The organism is Streptomyces sp. 1114.5 (assembly GCF_003635085.1).
GTDB lineage: Bacteria > Actinomycetota > Actinomycetes > Streptomycetales > Streptomycetaceae > Kitasatospora.
Window position 1 is genome coordinate 176,705 of the sequence record NZ_RBXE01000002.1, and the last position, 19,538, is coordinate 196,242.

General features: G+C 73.3%; 15 protein-coding genes. 5 read left to right on the forward strand and 10 right to left on the reverse strand.

Features of this window, described 5'->3' with window-relative positions; genetic code table 11:
- Nucleotides 1–25 precede the first annotated feature (25 nt).
- From BX285_RS24220 to BX285_RS24240, 5 genes are all read left to right on the forward strand, one after another.
- Nucleotides 26–622, forward strand: a complete 597-nt coding sequence (locus tag BX285_RS24220) for a single-stranded DNA-binding protein (RefSeq protein ID WP_097235960.1) — start codon at nucleotides 26–28, stop codon at nucleotides 620–622.
- Nucleotides 623–975: 353 nt separating this feature from the next.
- Complete coding sequence (locus BX285_RS24225) at nucleotides 976–2,391, forward strand: Cys-Gln thioester bond-forming surface protein (RefSeq protein ID WP_183107209.1); 1,416 nt, start codon at nucleotides 976–978, stop codon at nucleotides 2,389–2,391.
- A gap of 290 nt (nucleotides 2,392–2,681) precedes the next feature.
- Nucleotides 2,682–4,346 (forward strand): energy-dependent translational throttle protein EttA, encoded by a 1,665-nt coding sequence (ettA, locus tag BX285_RS24230; RefSeq protein ID WP_097235958.1) that lies wholly within the window; start codon nucleotides 2,682–2,684, stop codon nucleotides 4,344–4,346.
- Between the two features lie 130 nt (nucleotides 4,347–4,476).
- The gene (locus BX285_RS24235) at nucleotides 4,477–4,920 is read left to right on the forward strand and encodes a thioesterase family protein (RefSeq protein ID WP_097235957.1); all 444 of its coding nucleotides are present in this window, start codon (nucleotides 4,477–4,479) and stop codon (nucleotides 4,918–4,920) included.
- A gap of 35 nt (nucleotides 4,921–4,955) precedes the next feature.
- Nucleotides 4,956–5,648 (forward strand): hypothetical protein, encoded by a 693-nt coding sequence (locus tag BX285_RS24240; protein WP_306458849.1) that lies wholly within the window; start codon nucleotides 4,956–4,958, stop codon nucleotides 5,646–5,648.
- A gap of 38 nt (nucleotides 5,649–5,686) precedes the next feature.
- Here BX285_RS24240 and BX285_RS24245 read toward each other — a convergent pair whose 3' ends face one another.
- The 10 genes from BX285_RS24245 to BX285_RS24290 form a co-directional block, all read right to left on the reverse strand.
- A complete protein-coding gene (locus BX285_RS24245; RefSeq protein WP_097235956.1) occupies nucleotides 5,687–6,091 on the reverse strand; it encodes a globin in 405 nt (134 codons plus the stop codon).
- 98 nt (nucleotides 6,092–6,189) lie between these two features.
- On the reverse strand, nucleotides 6,190–7,332 hold the full coding sequence (locus BX285_RS24250) for an ABC transporter permease (RefSeq protein ID WP_257032379.1): 1,143 nt from the start codon (nucleotides 7,330–7,332) through the stop codon (nucleotides 6,190–6,192).
- Nucleotides 7,329–8,246 (reverse strand): ABC transporter ATP-binding protein, encoded by a 918-nt coding sequence (locus tag BX285_RS24255; protein WP_097235955.1) that lies wholly within the window; start codon nucleotides 8,244–8,246, stop codon nucleotides 7,329–7,331. Before BX285_RS24255 ends, BX285_RS24250 begins: the two co-directional genes overlap by 4 nt.
- 158 nt (nucleotides 8,247–8,404) lie before the next feature.
- Entirely contained in the window at nucleotides 8,405–9,682 is a 1,278-nt protein-coding gene (locus tag BX285_RS24260) for an FHA domain-containing protein (RefSeq protein WP_121178022.1), read from the reverse strand.
- 73 nt (nucleotides 9,683–9,755) lie between these two features.
- Nucleotides 9,756–11,111 (reverse strand): VWA domain-containing protein, encoded by a 1,356-nt coding sequence (locus tag BX285_RS24265; RefSeq protein ID WP_097235953.1) that lies wholly within the window; start codon nucleotides 11,109–11,111, stop codon nucleotides 9,756–9,758.
- Between the two features lie 108 nt (nucleotides 11,112–11,219).
- Nucleotides 11,220–12,539 (reverse strand): PP2C family serine/threonine-protein phosphatase, encoded by a 1,320-nt coding sequence (locus BX285_RS24270; RefSeq protein WP_179852734.1) that lies wholly within the window; start codon nucleotides 12,537–12,539, stop codon nucleotides 11,220–11,222.
- A 3-nt stretch (nucleotides 12,540–12,542) separates the two neighbouring features.
- On the reverse strand, nucleotides 12,543–15,080 hold the full coding sequence (locus tag BX285_RS24275; protein WP_121178024.1) for a serine/threonine-protein kinase: 2,538 nt from the start codon (nucleotides 15,078–15,080) through the stop codon (nucleotides 12,543–12,545).
- A 5-nt stretch (nucleotides 15,081–15,085) separates the two neighbouring features.
- Complete coding sequence (locus BX285_RS24280; protein WP_097235951.1) at nucleotides 15,086–16,507, reverse strand: hypothetical protein; 1,422 nt, start codon at nucleotides 16,505–16,507, stop codon at nucleotides 15,086–15,088.
- A gap of 225 nt (nucleotides 16,508–16,732) precedes the next feature.
- Entirely contained in the window at nucleotides 16,733–17,692 is a 960-nt protein-coding gene (locus tag BX285_RS24285; protein WP_121178027.1) for a glutamate ABC transporter substrate-binding protein, read from the reverse strand.
- 22 nt (nucleotides 17,693–17,714) lie between these two features.
- Nucleotides 17,715–19,253: a hypothetical protein gene (locus BX285_RS24290; protein ID WP_259470765.1), complete on the reverse strand. Its 1,539-nt coding sequence runs from the start codon at nucleotides 19,251–19,253 to the stop codon at nucleotides 17,715–17,717.
- Between the last annotated feature and the right edge of the window lie 285 nt (nucleotides 19,254–19,538).

Genomic DNA, 19,538 nt, shown 5'->3' on the forward strand with positions numbered 1-19,538 from the left:
CATCGGCGAGAACGGAGAGTGTGCCGTGAGCGAGACGCATGTGACGGTGGTCGGCAATGTCGCGACGGAGGTGACCTACGGGGAGACCTCCGGCGGGGTGCCGATGGCGAGCTTCCGGGTCGGCTGCACCGAGCGGCGGTACGACCGGCAGCGCGAGTGCTGGGTGGACGGCGAGACGCAGTTCGTGGCGGTGACGGCCTGGCGGGCGCTCGCGGTGAACCTGATCAGTTCGCTGAACAAGGGCGATCCGGTGCTGGTGAGCGGCCGGCTGCGGGTGCGGGAGTGGAAGGAGGGGGAGGTGAAGCGCAGCCGGGCTGAGATCGACGCCCGATCGGTCGGACACGATCTCACCCGCGGTACCTCGGCGTTCCGTTGGGCGTCGGCGGTGCGCGGGCAGCCCGCGGGCGGCGTGGGGCCGGGTGGGGCGGAGGCCGCGGGCGAGGCCGGAGGTGAGCCCGGGGGCGAGGTGGTGCCGGGGTGGATCGTGAGCGCACTGGAGGCGCGTCGGGCCCTTGCGGCCGCCGCGACAGCTCCGGCGGCGGCCGTGCGTCCGGTGATGGAGGGTCAGAGCGAGGTGGCCGGGAGCGGTCGGGGAGGTGACGTGCAGGGCGTGGTGAACTGACCGGTCGGTGGCCGACTCTGTCGACAAATATGTTGATCGAGATGGTTGTTGTGCCCGCACGCACAATGCCGACCGGATAACAGAAAGTGGCCCGGAGTTTCCGGCCATCCGTCAGCTTGTGTGGAATCTGGGAGGGTTGATAACGATCCAGATACGGAATCGTCCTGATTTCGCATGGGGGTTTCGGGGCCTCTGGGGGTCAATAGGATTCGTCTGGTTCATACCCGCAGCAGTGCCACAGGGGGCACGCGCGGCACGGCAAGTCGGCGGGCCGTCCATCGGACCGGCCCGGCCCGGAGGGATCCCAGATGTTCCAGAGGCAGGGGCGGAGTCTGTCCCGGATAACCACTGTCATGCTCACGACCAGCGTGGCGCTGGGCGGAGGCCTGTTCGCGGCCGGTGCGGCGGTCGCAGCGGACACCCCGGGTTCGGGCGTCACCGCGGTGGTGCAGAACACCATGCTCGGCGAGAAGGTCGACGTCGAGGGCAAGGGGACCGTCGACGCGGGTCTGTTCACCCTCAAGACGGCCGCGGGCGAGAAGCTGCAGACCTACTGCATCGACTTCGACAACCCGGTCTACCTGAACAGCCGCGCCAAGTACCACGAGGCCGACTGGGCGTCGAGCTCCCTCAACAGCAACGCCAACGCCTCCAAGATCCGCTGGATCCTGGACAACTCGTACCCGCAGGCGAACCTGGCCTCGCTGGCCGCGGCCATCCACGTCAACAGCCTGAGCGACGAGGACGCCGCCGCCGGCACCCAGGCGGCGATCTGGAAGTTCTCGGACGACAAGACCGCGATCCCGCGCACCGAGAACGCCAAGAAGCTGCGCAACTACCTGACCAGTGACGCCAACAAGGGCGTGGCGGCCGAGCCGAAGCCCTCGCTGACGCTCACCCCGGACTCCGTCTCCGGCAAGTCGGGCGGCAAGCTCGGCCCGTTCGTGCTGAACTCCAGCGCCGGCGCCGTCAAGCTGGCCGTCTCCGGCGACGCCGCCGACAAGATCAAGGTGCTGGACAAGGACGGCAAGCCGGTCGCCGGCAACCTGGCCGGTCCGATCGCCAAGGACACCCAGCTGTTCCTGGACGTGCCGGCCGGCACCCCGGACGGCAAGGCGGGCCTCGACGCCAGCGCCGAGGCCACCGTGCTCAGCGGCCGGGTCTTCATGAGCGACCTGGACGACGACGGCAACCACAGCCAGACCATGATCCTGGCCGGCTCCACCAAGGTGAACGTCGCGGCCTCCGCCAAGGTCGCCTGGAAGCAGGGCAAGGGCGCGCTGGTGGACAGCTCCGCCAAGGTCGAGTGCGCCAACAACGGCGTGCGCGTCTCCGTCACCAACAGCGGTGACGAGGCCGCGACCGTCACGGTCGACAAGCAGCAGGTGACCGTCCAGCCGGGCAAGACCGAGAGCGTGCTCGTCAAGGTCGCCGAGAAGGCCAAGTACGACATCAAGGTGGCCGGCCCGAACGGCTACGCCAAGGAGTTCACGGGCGTCCTGGACTGCAAGACCGGTGTGACCCCGACCGGCACCCCGACCACCCCGGCCGGCACCGCCACCCCGTCGGCGACCTCGACCACCCCGGCCGCCGGCCAGCCGACCCCGGCGACCACCAGCTCCGCCCCGGGCACCGGTGGCCTGGCCCAGACCGGTGCCAATGACTCGACCCCGATCCTCGCCGCCGTCGCCGGTGGTCTGGTCGTGGCCGGTGGCGCCGCCGTCTTCGTCCTGCGCCGCCGCGGCCGCCACGGTCGCACCGCCGCCTGAGGCTCCCGAAGCGCCTCAGCGCCTGAAGCGCACCGTCGCCTGAGGCGCCTGAGGCGCCTGAGGCGCCCGGGCGGGCCGGGGGAGTCCACCTCCTGAGGCCTGAAGAGCGGAATCGGCCCGGTTCCCCGCAGTTGCTGCGGGGAACCGGGCCTTCGCCGTTCCCGATGCGTCCCGGATCCGTTCGGGATACCCCGGCGGGGTCCACCTGGGCGGTTCGGGGGTTCGGGCCGGGTGCGGCACAATGGAAGGCTGCAAGCCGAATACTCCCGACGACGCCGGAGCGATCTCACGTGGCGGAATACATCTACACGATGCGCAAGGTGCGCAAGGCTCACGGAGACAAGGTCATCCTTGACGACGTGACGCTCAGCTTCCTCCCCGGAGCGAAGATCGGCGTCGTGGGCCCCAACGGTGCCGGTAAGTCCACCGTGCTGAAGATGATGGCCGGCCTGGAGCAGCCCTCCAACGGCGACGCCTTCCTCTCGCCCGGCTACACCGTCGGCATGCTCCTCCAGGAGCCGCCGCTGGACGAGTCCAAGACGGTCCTGGAGAACGTCCAGGACGGCGTCAAGGAGATCAAGGGGAAGCTCGACCGCTTCAACGAGATCGCCGAGCTGATGGCGACCGACTACTCGGACGAGCTGCTCGACGAGATGGGCAAGCTCCAGGAGGAGCTGGACCACGCCGAGGCCTGGGACCTGGACGCCCAGCTGGAGCAGGCCATGGACGCCCTGGGCTGCCCGCCCGGCGACTGGGCCGTCACCAAGCTGTCCGGTGGCGAGAAGCGCCGCGTGGCGCTCTGCAAGCTGCTGCTGGAGGCCCCCGACCTGCTGCTCCTCGACGAGCCCACCAACCACCTGGACGCCGAGTCGGTGAACTGGCTGGAGCAGCACCTGGCCAAGTACAAGGGCACCGTCGTGGCCGTCACCCACGACCGGTACTTCCTGGACAACGTGGCCGGCTGGATCCTGGAGCTCGACCGCGGCCGCGCGATCGGCTACGAGGGCAACTACTCCACCTACCTGGAGAGCAAGCAGTCCCGTCTCAAGGTCGAGGGGCAGAAGGACGCCAAGCGCGCCAAGCGCCTCAAGGAAGAGCTGGAGTGGGTCCGCTCCAACGCCAAGGGCCGCCAGGCGAAGTCCAAGGCCCGTCTGGCCCGCTACGAGGAGATGGCGGCCGAGGCCGACAAGATGCGGAAGCTGGACTTCGAGGAGATCCAGATCCCGCCGGGCCCGCGCCTGGGCAGCGTCGTCATCGAGGTCGAGAACCTCAACAAGGCCTTCGGCGAGAAGGTCCTGATCGACGACCTCAGCTTCACCCTGCCGCGCAACGGCATCGTCGGCATCATCGGCCCGAACGGCGCCGGCAAGACCACCCTGTTCAAGATGCTCCAGGACCTGGAGACCCCGGACAGCGGCAAGGTCAAGGTCGGCGAGACCGTCAAGATCAGCTACGTCGACCAGACCCGCTCCAACATCGACCCGAAGAAGACCCTCTGGGAGGTCGTTTCCGACGGTCTGGACTGGATCAACGTCGGCCAGGTCGAGATGCCGTCCCGCGCCTACGTGTCGGCCTTCGGCTTCAAGGGCCCGGACCAGCAGAAGCCGGCCGGCGTGCTCTCCGGCGGTGAGCGCAACCGCCTGAACCTGGCGCTCACCCTCAAGCAGGGCGGCAACCTGCTGCTCCTCGACGAGCCCACCAACGACCTGGACGTCGAGACGCTCTCCTCGCTGGAGAACGCCCTGCTGGAGTTCCCCGGCTGCGCCGTGGTCATCTCCCACGACCGCTGGTTCCTCGACCGAGTGGCGACCCACATCCTCGCCTACGAGGGCGAGAGCAAGTGGTTCTGGTTCGAGGGCAACTTCGAGTCGTACGAGAAGAACAAGATCGAGCGACTGGGCGCCGACGCCGCCCGTCCGCACCGGGCCACCTACAAGAAGCTGACCCGAGGCTGACACCCAGCTGTCACAACGGCCCGGCAGACTGCCCTCCGGGGCGGCCTGCCGGGCCGCGGCCCGTCACCGACGTCCGACGTCCGAACTCCGACGTCCGGCGTCGGGCCACCGGACACCGAGGAGAACACCCGTGGCTCGCCACATCTACCCCTGCCCGCTGCGCTGGTCCGACATGGACGCCTTCGGGCACGTCAACAACGTGGTCTTCCTGCGCTACCTGGAGGAGGCCCGGATCGACTTCATGTTCACCCAGGCCGCCGAGGCCGGCGCCGGGGAGTTCGCGGGCGGCTCGGTGGTGGCGCGCCACGAGATCGACTACAAGCGCCCGCTGGTGCACCGGCCGACGCCGGTCACCATCGAGACCTGGGTGACGAAGATCGGCGGAGCCTCGCTGACCGTCTCGTACGAGATCAAGGACGTCGCCGAGGACGGCACCGAGACCGTGTACGTCCGGGCGTCCAGCGTGGTCGTCCCCTACGACCTGGCCGAGGGTCGGCCGCGCCGGATCTCGCCGGTGGAGCGGGAGTTCCTGTCCCGTTTCATGGACGAGGAGCCCGCCGTCGCGGCAGTCTGAAAGCCCACCCCACCGATCGATTCGAGCTGAGCCGCGTGACCATCACCGCCCGCCTCGCCCTGGCCGACGCCGGGGAGGCCGCCGACCTCTCCGCCTTCCTGCTGCGCCTGTTGCGCTTCGACAAGGCGGCGGCCGTGCGCCTGCAGGCGGTCGGCCCCGCGCCGGAGGACGGCGTGCTGGCGGTCTTCGGCCGGCTGCCGCTGGGCGGTTCGGGCGTGCTGGTGATCCGCACCGCGCGGCTGGGCGGCCTCGACGAGCCGGTGGACCTGACCGCCTCGGCGGGCCAGCTGCTGGACGGTGTGGACGCGGAGGCGGGCACCGTCGCGCTGCCCGCGCCGGTGACCGGCCCCGCCTGGGCCGGGCTGCTGCCGCCGCGCACCGGCTGGCGGCCGGTCGGGGCGCCGCCGGTGGCCGAGGTGCACCCCGAACTCATGGCCGGGGTGCGGGAGTTCCGCGAGCGCAGCGAGGCCGTCCCGGCGCACCACCGCACCCGGTCGGTGCTGGACGCGCTGGCCGACGAGATCTGGTCGCGCCCGGTGTCCGCGCTGCCGGAGCTGCCGCTGCGGGCGGTGCACGCCGCGTACGTGATCGGTTTCCTGAAGCCCGGCGCCCCGCTCACCGTGCACCGGGCGGGCGGCTGGCTGCGGCTGAGCGCCCCGGCGGGTTCGGTGGTGGTGCGCACGGCGGCCGCGCCGGGCGCGGGGCTGGGGCTCAGCCCGATCCGGTAGCGGCCGGATCCGGTAGCCGCCCGATCCGGTAGCCGGGCTCAGCCCGGGGTGTTGATCATCGAGGCGGCGGCGTAGGTCAGGTAGTCGATCAGCTGCTGTTCGTGCTCGGCGGGCAGTTCCAGGCCCGCCACCGCCGCCCGCATGTGGGTGAGCCAGGCGTCGTGCGCGGCCTTGTCGACCTTGAACGGCGCGTGCCGCATCCGCAGCCGCGGGTGGCCGCGCCGGTCGCTGTAGGTGCGCGGGCCGCCCCAGTACTGCATCAGGAACAGCGCCATCCGCTCCTCGGCGGGGCCCAGGTCGTCCTCGGGGTACATCGGCCGCAGCAGCTCGTCCTCGGCGACGCCCTGGTAGAACAGCCGGGCCAGCCGCCGGAAGGTCGGCTCACCGCCGACCTGCTCGAAGAAGGTCTCCTCGCTCAACGTGCCCCGTCGGATCTCGTTCACCCGACCATGGTCGCAGACGCCGGTGGGGCCGTACACCAGGACAAAAGGCGTACGACCCCACCGGGGACGGTCAGCGGGAGGTCAGTGCTCCCACGTGATCAGTCCTCCCACTTGAACAGCTTCCAGGAGATGCCGGTCAGCACGGCCGCGAAGAGCAGCAGGCCGCCCATGGTCGGCAGGGCGTCCATGACGCCGCCGCCGCGGGTCAGCACCGACTGTGCGGAGTTGACCAGGTAGTGCAGCGGCATGACTTCGGAGATGGTCTTCAGCCAGCCCGGGGCGCCGTCCAGCGGGAAGAACGAGCCGGACAGGAAGGACATCGGCAGCACGATGATCTGCGAGATGCCGTTGGCCGCCTCCTCGGTCTTGGCGACCGAGCCGGCCAGCAGGCCGATCGACATGAAGGCGAGCGTCGCGCAGCACACCAGCGGGATGATCAGCCACCAGTTGCCGGTCAGCTTGAGCCCGAAGAAGCTCGTGGCGACGACCAGGAAGACGGTGGTCTGCAGGAGCGCGGTCACCAGCGAGACCAGGACCCGGGAGCTGACGACCGTACCCGCGTTGATCGGGGCCAGCCGCAGCCGGCGCAGCACCTTGGTCTTGCGCCAGTTGACCAGCGTCAGGGCGGCGCCGAACACCGCGCCGGTGGCGACGGCCCAGCCGAGCAGGCCGGGGGTGAGGAACTGGATCGGCTTGAGCGACTTGTCCTCGACCTGCTGGGCGTCCAGGACGTAGGCCGGCTTCTGGCCGGTGGCCTCCTGGTTGGCGCTCTGCACCACCGAGTTGAAGATGCCCTGGACGGCGCCGGCGCGGACGGTGTCGGCAGCGGTGAAGCGCAGCTCGACCTTGCCGTCCGGGCCCTGCTTGATCATCGCGTCGAAGTCGCCCTTGCGGACCTTCTCCAGCGTGGCCGACTCGTCGTCGGTCCTGGTGATCGTGAGGACCTGGTCCAGCCCGGCCCGTTCGCCGCCCTGCATCGAGTCGAACAGCTTCACCGCGCCGACCTGCGCCACCTTGGCGTGCGGGCTGCCGGAGCCCTTGGTCACGGCGCCGAAGAAGACCAGGAAGACCAGGGGGAAGAGCAGGATGAAGAAGGTCGCGGTGCGGTCGCGCTTCATGCCGAGCAGCATGGCGCGGGACAGGCTCCAGAACGCGCTGACCCGCTCCCGTTCGCCGGCGGCGCCGGCCGAACCGCCCCGCTGGGCGGGGACCTTCGGCTCGGTGGACGTGCTGGCGGTCATGCGCGGAACTCCCGTCCGGTCAGCTGGAGGAAGACGTCCTCCAGGGTGGCGCCGCGCACTTCGAGGCCGCGCAGGGCGTTCTGCTCGGCCAGGACGCTGAGCACCGGGGCCGGAAGGCGGGTGGAGACGGAGAGCGAGACGGTGTCGTCCTCCAGGGTGGCGATGTCGGCGCCGGCCGCGGTCAGCAGCTCGCGGGCCCGGTCGAGGGGCAGCTGGCCGGAGGCCACGCTGATCCGCACGGTGTCGTCGATCTCGCGGATCAGCGCCGCCGGGGCGCCGGTGTGCAGGATCTTGCCGTGGTCCATGATCGAGACGCGGTCGCAGAGCACCTCGGCCTCGTCCAGGTAGTGCGTGGTGAGCACGACCGTGCGGCCCTCGGCGTTGATGTCCCGCAGGAGGTCCCAGAGGTTGCGCCGGGCCTGCGGGTCGAGGCCGGTGGTGGGCTCGTCCAGGAAGACGAGCTCCGGGTCGTGGGCCAGTGCGCAGGCGATCGACAGGCGCTGGGCCTGGCCGCCGGACATCTGGTCGGTCATGGCTTCGGACTTGTCCGCGAGGCCGACCCGCTCCAGCATCGCATCGGCCCGCTTGGCACCGACCCCGTAGAACGACGCGAAGGTGCGAATGGTCTCCCGGGCCGTCAGTTTCCGGAAGAAAGCGGAGGCCTGGAACTGCACGCCGATTCGCGGCAGCAGTTTCGGATTGCGCGGCCAGGGAGCCATCCCCAGCAGCTCGACCCGGCCCTCGTCCGGTTCCCGGACGCCTTCCAGGATCTCCATCGTGGTGGTCTTCCCGGCGCCGTTGGGGCCCAGGATCCCGTAGAACTCGCCGGCCTCGACGGTGAAGGACACCCCGTCGACGGCCTGCACATCCCCGTACCGCTGACGGATGCCGTCGGCGGATATAGCTGCAGTCATGTGCCCTGACAATAGGGCTAGCGGAGCGTCTTGTGCACGTCCCGGAGCGGGATTTGCGGATCCTTTGAGGAAGCCGGAGGAAAAGGGCCGGGCCGGGCGAAATGTCGAATTCCGCTCGGCCCGGCCGCAGTTGCCGCTGACGCTGGCTCAGGAGTGCGTCAGGCGCGGTGCACCGTGATGGTCGTCCAGGCGCCGATGTGGATCCGGTCGCCGTCGTTCAGCGGCACCGCGGTGTGCGGGGCGACCGGCTCCGCGCCGCCGTTCACGGTGGTGCCGTTGGTCGAGTCCTGGTCCACCAGCACCCAGCTGCCGTCCGCCTGTTCGGCGAGCAGCGCGTGCTGGTGCGAGGCGCCCGGGTCCTCCGGCGGGACGGACAGGTCGATCTCCGGGACGGTGCCGCGGTGCTGGCTGCGCCGCCCGATCCGCAGCTGGCCGCGGCCGGTCAGCGGGATCCGGCGCTCGGGGCAGTACGGCGGGAAGAACAGGCCGGCAGCCTCGGGGCCGCTGCGGGCCATCATGTCGGTGAAGTAGTCCCGGTCGGCCGCGACGACGGCGATCCAGGTGGTCCGCACCGGCTCGGCCGGGGCGGCCTCCTGGTGCGGAGGCTGCGGCTGCTGCGGCTGCTGCGGCGGGGCGAGGTGGAAAGAGGTGCCGAAGTCGCCGCCGCGGGTGTTCGGCCCGGGGCCGGCCGGCTGGGCGTACACCGGGCCGGAGTCCTCGCGCAGCTGGGCCTCGGGGAAGGCGCCCTCCGGCGGAGGGTAGCCGTAGGTGTGCTGCTGGGCCGGTGCCTGCTGGGCGGGGGCCTGCGGCTGCTGCGGCACGGGCGGGGCGACGGCCTGCGGGGCCGCCGGGGGCTGCTCGGCCGCCTGCCGGCCGTACGGGTCCTGGCCGTACGGGTCCTGGCCGTGTGGGTCCCGGCCGTACGGGTCCTGCGGGTGCTGGGGCTGCTGCGGGGCGCCGCCGTAGGCCGCCGGGATGTTCAGCGGCGCGGGCTGGGCGGGGCCGGGGACGGGCGCGGCGGCGGCCGGGGTCTGGCGGCGCGAGGGCGTGGAGAGCTCGTAGTCGTAGCCGCACTCCTCGCAGAACCGGCCGGTCTGCGGGCTGCGGCAGATCGGGCAGACGGTCAGGCCCTCGGTGAGGCCCTGTGCCGGCGGCGGGTAGGACCCGGGCGGGGGGTAGGACCCGGGCGGGGGCACGGCACCCGGCGGGGGCACCGCCCCCGGGGGCATCGGCGGCGGGGGCGGCGGCGCGCCGAAGGACGCACCGCCGTGCTGCGGGTGCCCGGCGGGCGTGCCGGGTGCCGGGTGCTCGGCTCCGGGCGCGCCCGGGTAGCCCCCGTGGGCGCCGGGGGCCGGGGCCGGCGGGGTCATCGGGAAGCCGCAGAAGTCGCACCAGTCCTCGGCCTGCGACTCGTGGCCCCTCGGGCAGATCGGCATCAGGTCCCCCTCGTTTCGGGCCGGCTCCGTGCGGCGTCGGGCCGGGGCGCCGGCCCGGTCACGTCTTCAGCGGTCACTTCTTCACACGTACCGTCTTGGTCGACCGGGTCTCAAGGGTCATCGAGTCGGCCTCGCTCACGTTCTTACGGAACCGAACCGTACCCTCCTTCGGGTCCACCACGTCCACCACCTTCTGCAGCAGCTTGTAGGTGCCGTCGTTCCCGGTCGCGTGGGCGATCCGGACGGCGGCGCCCAGCTTGGCGGTGGCGGTGTCGACGTCCCCGGCGCGGTGGGCCTCCAGTCCCTCCTGGATGGAGGAGGCCAGTTCGGCCTGCCCGGTGTAGTGGGCGACCTGTGGGCTGATCCGGGTGGAGGAGGCCAGGTCGTCGGTCCACACCGCCTTGACCAGGCCCTGGCTGAGCACCTCGGGGGTGCCGCTGCCGACCTGCGGGGGCAGCACCAGGCTGATCCGGGCGGCGAGCATCTCGTTGCCGATGGAGGCTGCCGGGACCTCGACGCAGACGTGGTAGTCGCGGCTCTCGTCGCCCCAGGAGCCGGTGGGGTAGTCCCCGGCCCGGGGCCCGGCCTCGGTGCGGCGGGCGGTGAGGTCCTCGACCGCGGGGGCGACCTGCTTGACGAACTTCACGGTGGCGTTGGCCGGGGTCCAGATCCGCAGGGCGACGTCGGCGACCTGCTTGCCCATGGCGCCGGCCATCATCGAGCGGAAGTCCTCGGCCAGGCCGGAGGGTTCGGCGACGATGTCGACGGTGCCGAGCAGCGCCGAGGAGATCTTGCGCAGTTCGTCGATCCGCCAGTCGGTGCCGACGCCCCGGCAGTCGGCGGTGAAGTGGCCGGTGACCCGCTCGATGGTGCGGGCCAGGTCCTCCGCCGACTCGTGCTCGTTGTTGCCGTCGGTGAGCAGGATCGCGTGCCGGATGGCGATGTCGTGGCGGGTGAGGAAGAGCTTGTCGGCCTTGGCCAGCCAGGTGCCCATCGCGGTGCCGCCGGCCGCGGTGAGGCGGCGCAGCGACTCCTTGGCCTGCTCGCGGGTGGCGGCGGAGGCGGTGGCCAGGGTGCCGTCGCCGGGGTAGATGTCGCGGGCCTCGTGGGTGCCGGCGACGACGGCGAAGGCGGTGCCGTCGCGCAGGGCGTCGATGGCGGCGGAGGTGGCCTCCCGGGCGCCGTTGATCTTGGTCTTGGGGTAGTCCATCGAGCCCGAGCAGTCCACCAGGATCACCACGGCCGCCTCGGCCCCGGCCCCGGCGGGCCCGGCGTCGGTGATCCCGAGCGGGCGCCCGCCGGAGGTGCCGCCGCCGGTCGCGGTGACGGTGACGATGGCGTTGACCTCGCGGGCGCCGTCGGCCAGGTACTCGTTCTGGAAGATCTCCACGTCGAACCTGGGCAGGTTCGGCTTCGCCAGTGTTGCCATGGGGCGGTCGGCTCCCGTCGGGTGAGGGGGTGGATGCGATCAGGACGGTGGGGCGGTGCGCCGGGCCGGCCGGCGGACCGTGGTCCGCGAGCTCCGGTGGCGGGCCGGTCAGGCCGTCGGCGGGTGCGGCGGCTGGGGCGGCTGCGGCGGGACGGGCGGGGCGGCGGGAGGCGCCGGCGGGACGGCCGGGACCGGTGGGGCCTGGGGCGGCAGGGCGGCGGGCAGCGGGGCGGCGGGGGAGCCGATCACCGGGATGTCCGGCAGGGTCGGCTCGTAGTCCTCGTCCTCCTCGACGGCCGGTCGTGCCGCCGGCGCCGCCGGGGTCAGCACCGGCAGGTCCAGTGCGGTCGGGGTCTGTTCGGCCTCCTCGACGGGGACGACCGGCGGGTCGATCGGCAGCACGGCGACCGTGATGTTGTCGTGGCCGCCGGCCGCGACCGCGAACTTCACCAGGGTCTGCGCCGTGGCGAGCGGCTCGGTGCGGGCGTCCGGCCGGACGTAGTACGCCAGGTCGGTGGCCGCCTCGGCGTAGTTCCACAGGCCGTCGGTGCAGATCAGCACCACGCCGGGGACGTGCGGGGTGAAGTCGAGGGTGTGCGGCACGACCTCCTCGGCGTCGGCGCCGAGCCAGCCGGTGATCGCGTGGGCGCGCGGGTCGGCGTAGGCCTCCGCCTCGCTCATCAGCCCGGCCTCGACCATCCGGGCCGCCCAGGAGTCGTCCTGGGTGAGCCGGAAGGGCTCGGCGGCGGCGCGGTCGTCCGGGATCCAGTACGCCCGGGTGTCGCCGACCCAGCCGATGGTGACCCGGCCGCCGGCCGCTATCGCGCTGACGTAGGTGCAGGCGGGCGCGTTGAGGTCGGGCCGGGCGGGGCCGGCGCCGTCGGTGGCCAGGTCGGCCACGGCCCCGGCGGCGTCGGCGATGGCCGCGCGCATCGCCTCGTTCGGGTCGCGGCCGGCCTCCAGGGAGGTCAGCAGGGACTCGGAGGCGGCGTCCACGGCGGTCGCCGAGGCCTCGTCCGGGCGGTCGGAGGAGGAGACGCCGTCGCACACCACGGCGACCACGACCGGCTCGCCGCCGGGCAGCGAGGTCGCGGCGACGGTGAAGCTGTCCTCGTTGCGGTGGTGGCGCACGCCGCGGTCGCTGACCCCGGCGACGCCGCCGAGCGCCTTCTCCATGTGGTCGCGCGGGCGCGGCTGGGCGCCGCCGCAGCCCTCGCAGTAGCCGTCCGGGGTGACCTGCGGCTGCCCGCAGTGCACGCAGACCGGCCCGCGCTGCTGCGGTACGGCCTCACCCCGGGCGGCGGCCCAGCCCGCGGGCATCGCGCCCGGGGCCGGCCGGCCGTCCCGGCCTGCCCCGCAGGAGCCGCAGTAGGCGTCCTCCGGATCCATCGGCTCGGAACAGCTCGGGCACTCGGTCTGCTGCGGCATCGGCTACACCCACGTCCTGGGACGGGCACGGTTGGCCCGTTCCACCATCTCGATCCTGGTCTCCGCCCGGTCGGCCAACCGGGCGAGTACCCGGTAGGACTGTTCCAGGGCGAAGCGCAGTTCCCGCTCCTGCGCGGGACGTCCCAGCACCACCAGTCCGGCGGCCTGCGGGGCGCCGGCCGAACCGGCGCCGATCCAGCCGAGGGCCGCGCTGAGCACCTCGACGGACAGCTCCTCGCGGCGGCGGTCGTCCAGCCGCAGCGCGGTCAGCTGCTCGGAGCCGGCGCCGAGGTCGGCGGCCAGCTCGTCGGTGGCGGGCCGCTCGCGCAGCCGGGCGCGGACGGCGGCGATCCGGGCGGCGGTGTACTGGCTGGAGGTGGCCGGGACGGACTCCAGGACGCGGACCGCGCCGGGGCGGTCGTCCTCGGCCAGCCGGACCCGGGCCAGCCCGAAGGCGGCGCTCAGGTAGGCGTGGTCGGTGCTCCACACCAGCCGGTAGAACTCGGCCGCGTCGCCGCCGTCGCCGAGGAGTTCGGCGCAGATGGCGAGGGCCAGCTTGGGGGCGGCCTCGCCGGGGAAGGCGTCGTAGACGGCGTCGAAGGCCTCGGCCGCCGCCCGGAGGTCTGCTACTCGCCCGCTCGCCGGATCGGCTGCTCGGGGCGGCTCCGCAAGCCCCTCGGCAGCCCCGACGAGGGCGGTGAGGCCGCGGTACCAGACCACCCGCCAGTCGTCCGGGTGGTCCTGTTCCAGCTCGGCGAGGCGGCCCACGGCGTCGCGGTGGCGGCCGAGTTCGAGCAGGGCGCGCAGTTCGCGCAGCCGGCTCTCCATCGAGACGGCGGGTGCGCCGGCCAGGGCGGCGAGCGCGTCGGCGGGGTCGGGGGAGAGCAGGGTGGCGAGGAAGCCGGCGTTGGGGTCGCCCGGGTCGACCCGGGGGATGGGCAGGGCGAGGGCGGCGGCGGCCGGGTCCAGGGCGGTCACCCGGAGCTGTCCGGGCGTGCTGGCCGGCAGGACCAACTCGGTGTCCACGACGCGCAGTTCGGGCCCGAAGAGGGTGGAGAGGGCCGGGTAGGGCCGGTCGTTCCGGAGGGCCAGGATCTCCCGCAGTACGGCGGTGAGCTGGTCGGCCATCTCCTCGGCGGAGGCGAAGCGGCGGGCCGGGTCCGGGTCGGTGGCGCGGACCAGCAGCCGGTAGTACGACTCGTACCGGGCGAAGACCTCGACGTCCTCCGGGCCGGGCAGGGTGTCCCGGTAGGTGCTGCTGTAGCCCTGGAAGTCGAAGGTGAGCACCGCGAGGGTGCGGGCCACGGTGTAGAGGTCGGAGGCGGGGGAGGGGCCGTCGGTGGCGATCTCGGGCGCCTGGTAGCCGATGGTGCCGTAGATCGGGCCGTCGTCGTCGAGGCGGCGGACGGCGCCCATGTCGATGATCTTGAGGGTGTCGCCGCTCTGGATGGCGTTGTCGATCTTGAAGTCGCAGTACACCAGGCCCCGGTCGTGCAGGTAGCCCAGGGCCGGCAGCGCCTCCAGCGCGTAGGCGATGGCCTGCTCGACCGGCAGCGGCTCGCGCCGGCCGTCCGGGGTGCGGCGGTCGTTGGCGATGTCCTTGAGCGACTTGCCGCCGACGTACTCCATCACGATGTAGCCGTCGGTGGCGCCGGTGCGCAGGTCCGGGTGCTCGGCGAAGTTGATGATCCGGACGATGTTCGGGTGGTCGACCTCGGCCAGGAAGCGCCGTTCGGCGACGGCCGCGGCCAGCGCGTCCTCGTCCCCGGTGTCCAGCAGGCCCTTGAGCACCACCCACTTGTCGTCCAGCCGCCGGTCCACCGCCAGGTAGATCCAGCCGAGCCCGCCGTGCGCCAGGCAGCCCACCACCTCGTACTGCCCGCCGACCAGGTCGCCGCGGCGCAGCTTGGGCGTGAACGAGTACGGCGTGCCGCACTTGGTGCAGAAGCCGTCCGGGCGGCCCGGGCGGCCGTTCTTCTCCCGGCCCACCGGGGCCTCGCACTTGGAGCAGAACCGCTTGCGCTCGGGCACCTCCGGGTTGGCCAGCACCGCCCGGGCCGGGTCGGCGCTCGCCACGGTCGGCACGGTGACCAGGCCGGCGCCCAGCCGGTTGCGGGTGCCCGCGCTGCTGCTGCCCCGGGTGGAGCGCACCGAGACCGAGCGGCTGCTGCCGGTGCGGGTCGAGCGGTGCGAGCGGGAGCGGCCGGACATCGACCGGGCCGAGCCGGTGCGGGAGGAGCGGGCGGAGGCGCTGCGCGCCGAGTCCGGGGCGACCCGGGCGGAGGGGACGTAGGGCTGGGTGACGCCGGTGTCGGGGCCGGGCGGGGTCAGGCCGCAGTCGTCGCAGTAGCCGTCGGCGTCGATGGTGCCGGAGCAGTCCCGGGGACAGGGCGAGCCGGGGCCCGCCGCGGCTGCCGGTGCGGGCGCCTGGGGCGTGGCGGTGGTCCCGCCCGCCGGGGCCAGCCCGCACTCGTCGCAGTAGCCGTCCGCGTCGATCCTGCCGTCGCCGGAGCAGTCCGGCCGTACGCACGTCTCGCCCATCAACCTCAGCCCCCCTGAACCTGTCCGTCGACCGGCGTCTGGCCGGTCGCCCCCTGAGCCTGCCCGGCCTCGGCCCGGGCCTGGTCCTCCGCCTCGGCCCGGCCCGCTGCCTCGGCCTGGCGCTCCGCCTCTGCCTGGGCCGGGCGCAGCGACTGCTGGAACCGGGCCACCGCGGCGGCCGCCGCCCGCAGGTCGCACGGCGCGCTCCAGAGCAGCCAGCGCGCCTTCTCGTACCGCTCGATCACTTCCGGGTCCTCGGAGACCCGCAGCCGGGCCGCCATCGCCTTGTAGGCGTCCAGCCGGCCGCGCAGCTCGGCCCGGACGGCCAGCGGCTGGGTCACCTCGGTGAGCGCCTGCCGGGCCCGGGCCAGCTCCTTGGCGGCGGCGTCCTCCAGGGTGTCCAGCAGCGGCGCCAGCCGGCCCCACTGCCCGCTCTGGCGCAGGTCCAGCGCCGCGACGATCCGTTCGCGCAGCGCCGACGCCGGGCCGGGCACCGCCGGGACGTCGCTGGCCGCTATCTTCGCCAGCACCTCGCCGCGCGCCCGGCGGGCCTCGGCCAGCGTCGCGTCGGCCCGCTGGAGGAGGTCGCCGACGCCCTGCAGCCGCTCCTCGGCCTCGTCGCGCAGCCGCAGCAGGTCCTCCAGCTCCAGCCGGACGCCGTCCAGCGCCCGCCCGGCCCGGTCGAACCGCTCGGTGTCCACCACCCCGGCGGGCCCGGCGAAGGCCGAGCCCTCCGGCACCGTGCCGCGCTGGGCGGGCACCCGGGCCGGGCGCCACAGCGCCAGCGGGTCCGCGCGCACCTCGGTGCGCAGCTCGGTGAGGTCCTTCTCCAGCCCGGCCAGGTCGTCGCCGAGCGGGTGGGCGCCGATGCGCACGCCGAGCGAGGCGGCCAGGGTGCGCACCCGGTGCAGTTCGGCCAGCAGCAGGTCGATCCGGGCCGGCAGCGCCGACCAGACCGCGTCGGCGGCGCTGACCACCTCCAGCACGGTGGCGTACCAGGAGTTCATCCGGGCCATCAGCGCGTCCAGGCTGATCCGCTCGACCAGCTTGGCGGGCGCGCCCAGCAGTTGCGGCCCGTCCGGCACCGCGCCGCCCGGGACGGTCACCGCGTCGCCCGTCAACAGCTCGCTCAGCTCGGCGAGTTCGGGCGCACCCGGCTTGGCCTTGCGGGCCCGTACGGCGCGCGCCGAGGCCAGCGCCTCGGAGTAGCGGTCGAACAGTGCCCAGAGCAGCGGCAGGCCCTTCCCGGCGACGGACCACCGCTCCAGGGTGCGCCCGGCCAGCTCGGCGCCGTCCAGCAGCCGCAGGCCCGGGTGGTCCTGCAGCGTGAGCAGCGCCGACTCGACCGCGTCCCGCTCCGCGCCGAGGCGCGCGAGCGCGCGGTCCACCTCCTCCCGGCTCAGTACCGGGCCAGCCGATGCCGCCACCGCGGTGTCCTTCCTTCCTCGCGTGCGATCCCGACGTGCGTGACGCGTGACCCCACGACAACCCCCGTGTCCACCACCGGTCTCCCCGTGGTGATCGTCCCGAACCCTAGCCGGTGACCGTTCGGGCGGAGCGGGCGCGGGGCGTCAAGACCGTGTCAACGCCCCGGGCCCGCCAGCTGTGGATCCGGCCCGGTGGACGGCTCAGTGCGTGCTTCAGTGTGTGCTTCAGTGCGTGCCCGGCCAGTAGTGGTCGGCCTCGCCGCCCATGTACGGCTTCAACCAGTGGTCGTACGAACGGGCCCAGTCGCCGCGGGCGTAGTAGTCGGCCAGCACCTGGTTGACCCGGGCGGTCAGGTCGGGGCTCTCCTTCAGCATGGCGACGCCCATCACCTCCGGCTGCGCCTCGCCGTCCACCATCCGCACGGTCTGGTCCTGGGCGGCCTGACCGGCCGCCAGGCCGGTGTCGGTCATGGTGGCGTCGACCTTGCCGAGCTGCATCAGGACCAGGCAGTCCAGCTGGTTCTCCACCGTGACGACCTTCGCCGCGGTCTTCTTGCCGGTGACCACGGCCTGGGCGGTGGAGCCGTCGGCGGCGCACACCGTCCGGTCCTTGATCGCGTCGTCGACGGACTTCGCCGGGGAGGCCTTCGGGACCAGGACGCGCTGGGTGGTGTTGAAGTACGGCTTGGAGAAGGCGACGTCCTCCATCCGCTTGCAGTTGATCGTCATGGTGCGGACGATCAGGTCGACCCGGCCCTTCTTGACGGCGTCGATCCGGTCGGCGGTCGCCACCGGCTTGAGCACCACCTTGTCCGGGTCGCCCATGACGGCGGCGCCGATCGCCCGGGCGAGGTCGATGTCGAAGCCTTCGATCTGGCCGGTGTTCGGGTTGCGGGCGCCCCACCGGTAGCTGTTCTGGTCGACGCCGATCACCAGGCTGCGCCTGGCCTTGATGGCCTTCACGGCCGGGCCGTCCTCGGTGCTCGGCGGCACGCTCTTGTAGACGTCGCAGGTGTCGGTCGGGCCCTGCTCCTGTTGTTCCTGCTGGGTTTGCTGTTCCTGCTGGGCCTGCTGCGCCGCCCGGGGGGCTGCGCCGACCGGCCCGCCCGCGGTGAGCACGACGGCGCCGGCCGCGAGCAGGGCCAGGGCCCGGGTGGCTGTTCCGATGACGGTCCTCTTGCGCATCTGTCCGTTTCCCCCTTGCCCGTTACCGGTACTCGGCCAGTCGCCGCCCCAGGCCCCGCAGCGCGGCGGCCGCCGCCACCAGGCCGAGCAGCGCGGCCGCGACGGCGGTGGTGCGCAGGTCCCCGCCGGTGCCCACGGCGGCCTGCGTGAAGTGGTCCTGCTCGATGTCGGCGGCCCGCGCGAGTGCCCTGTCGGTGGCGTTGAAGGCGGCGTCGGCGGTGGCCGCGTCGGGCTTGGCCGTCACGGTCGCGTCCAGGGCGCCCTGGTAGTCGGCGTTGCCGGTCTCCTGCGCCCGGGCCGCGTCGTGCCGGGTGCGCCACTCGTCGAACTGCTTGGCCGCCTCCTGGACGCTCGCCTGCGCGGCCGAGGGGGCGAGCCGGACGGCCTGCGGGAGGGAACCGTCGCTGCGCTCCGGCGGGAGGTCCGCGGACCCGGCGAGGTGCGCGGTGGCCTTGGCCCACTGGTCGACGTACTTGGTGGTCGAGCCGCGGGCGACGAAGTGCAGGTTCTCCGCCAGCCGGGCGGTCAGCACGTCGACCCGGGCGGAGTTGAGCGCCCGCAGCGGGCCGGCCCCCTCGCGCTCGCTCTGCTGGAGCGCCGAACTGATGGTCAGCCCGGTGACGGTGAGCCAGAGCGCGCCCGCCAGCACCGCGGCGGTGGCGCCCAGCAGCCCGACGTTGAACACCCGGTTGGTGCGGCGGAACAGCGTCAGCTGCACCCAGGCCAGCGCCGCCAGGGTGAGCGCCGCCAGGCCGTACGCCGCCCAGGGCACCGACTCGGCCGCGGCGTAGTCGTCAGCCAGCTCCTGGTTCTCGACGGCGGCCAGTTCGGCGGCGGTCGGCAGCAGGACGGTCTGCATCTGCTCGGAGGCGTACCGCAGGTAGGCGCCGCCGAGCGGGATGCCCTGCCGGTTGTCGGCCCGGGCGGTTTCCACCAGTCCGGCGTACGCCGGGAGTTGCTGGTTCAGCCGGGCGAGTGAGTCCTGCGCGGGGGAGGTCGAGGTGGTCCGGGCGGCGGCCTGGGCGACGAGCTTGGCGGCCGTGGCCAGGTCCTGCTCGTAGCGGTCCCGGACCTCCTTCGGCTCGGCCCCCGCCAGCAGGAAGCCGGTCGCCGCGGTGGTGGCGGCATCGGCCAGGTTGCGGTGGATCTCGGCGGCGTCCCGGCTGAGCGGCTGGCTGTACGAGACCACCCGGTCGGCGGCCTGCGCCCTGGTCTCCAACTGCCAGGCGGTGAGCCCGCCGAAGGCCACCGTCAGCACCGTGAGCACCACCCCGGCCAGCCGCAGCCGGCCGGGCGCCGTACGGGTGGCCTGCGCCAGCCGGGCCCGTACACCCGTGGCCAGGACGGCCCGGGGGCGCGGGGCGGGCGCCCCGCCGGGGCCGGGCGCCGCGAGGGCGCCGGGCTGCGCGGCGGCGTGCGGGCCCGCGAACGGTGCCGGCGCGGTGGCGGCCGGCCTGGCCGCGGTGCCCGGTGCCCCGGCCGTCCGCGGTGGTACCGGCGGGCCGTTCGGCCGTGCCGGGATCGGGGCGCCCGGTGCGCCGTTGCCTGCTGGTGTCGCCACCCGCCTCATCCTCCCCTGGAGCCGAACCCGTTCCCCGGGGCCCGGCCGATGGCAGCAGTATGGCCGCGACTCCCCCCGGCCACACCCGACTTGCGCCGATCTTGAGCTTGTCGTGCACGGTTTCCGCACGTTCCCCCCGGGGCGTTTCCGACCCCGTACGGAGAGGTGGCGAACCGTCCGACGCGGCCCGCACCCTACGCGGTTCCTTCACACGGGGGGAATGCGGGGGTCCGTTTGTGGGCGCGCGCTCCCGGGTGCGGCAGCCCCCCGCTCCGTACGATGGCC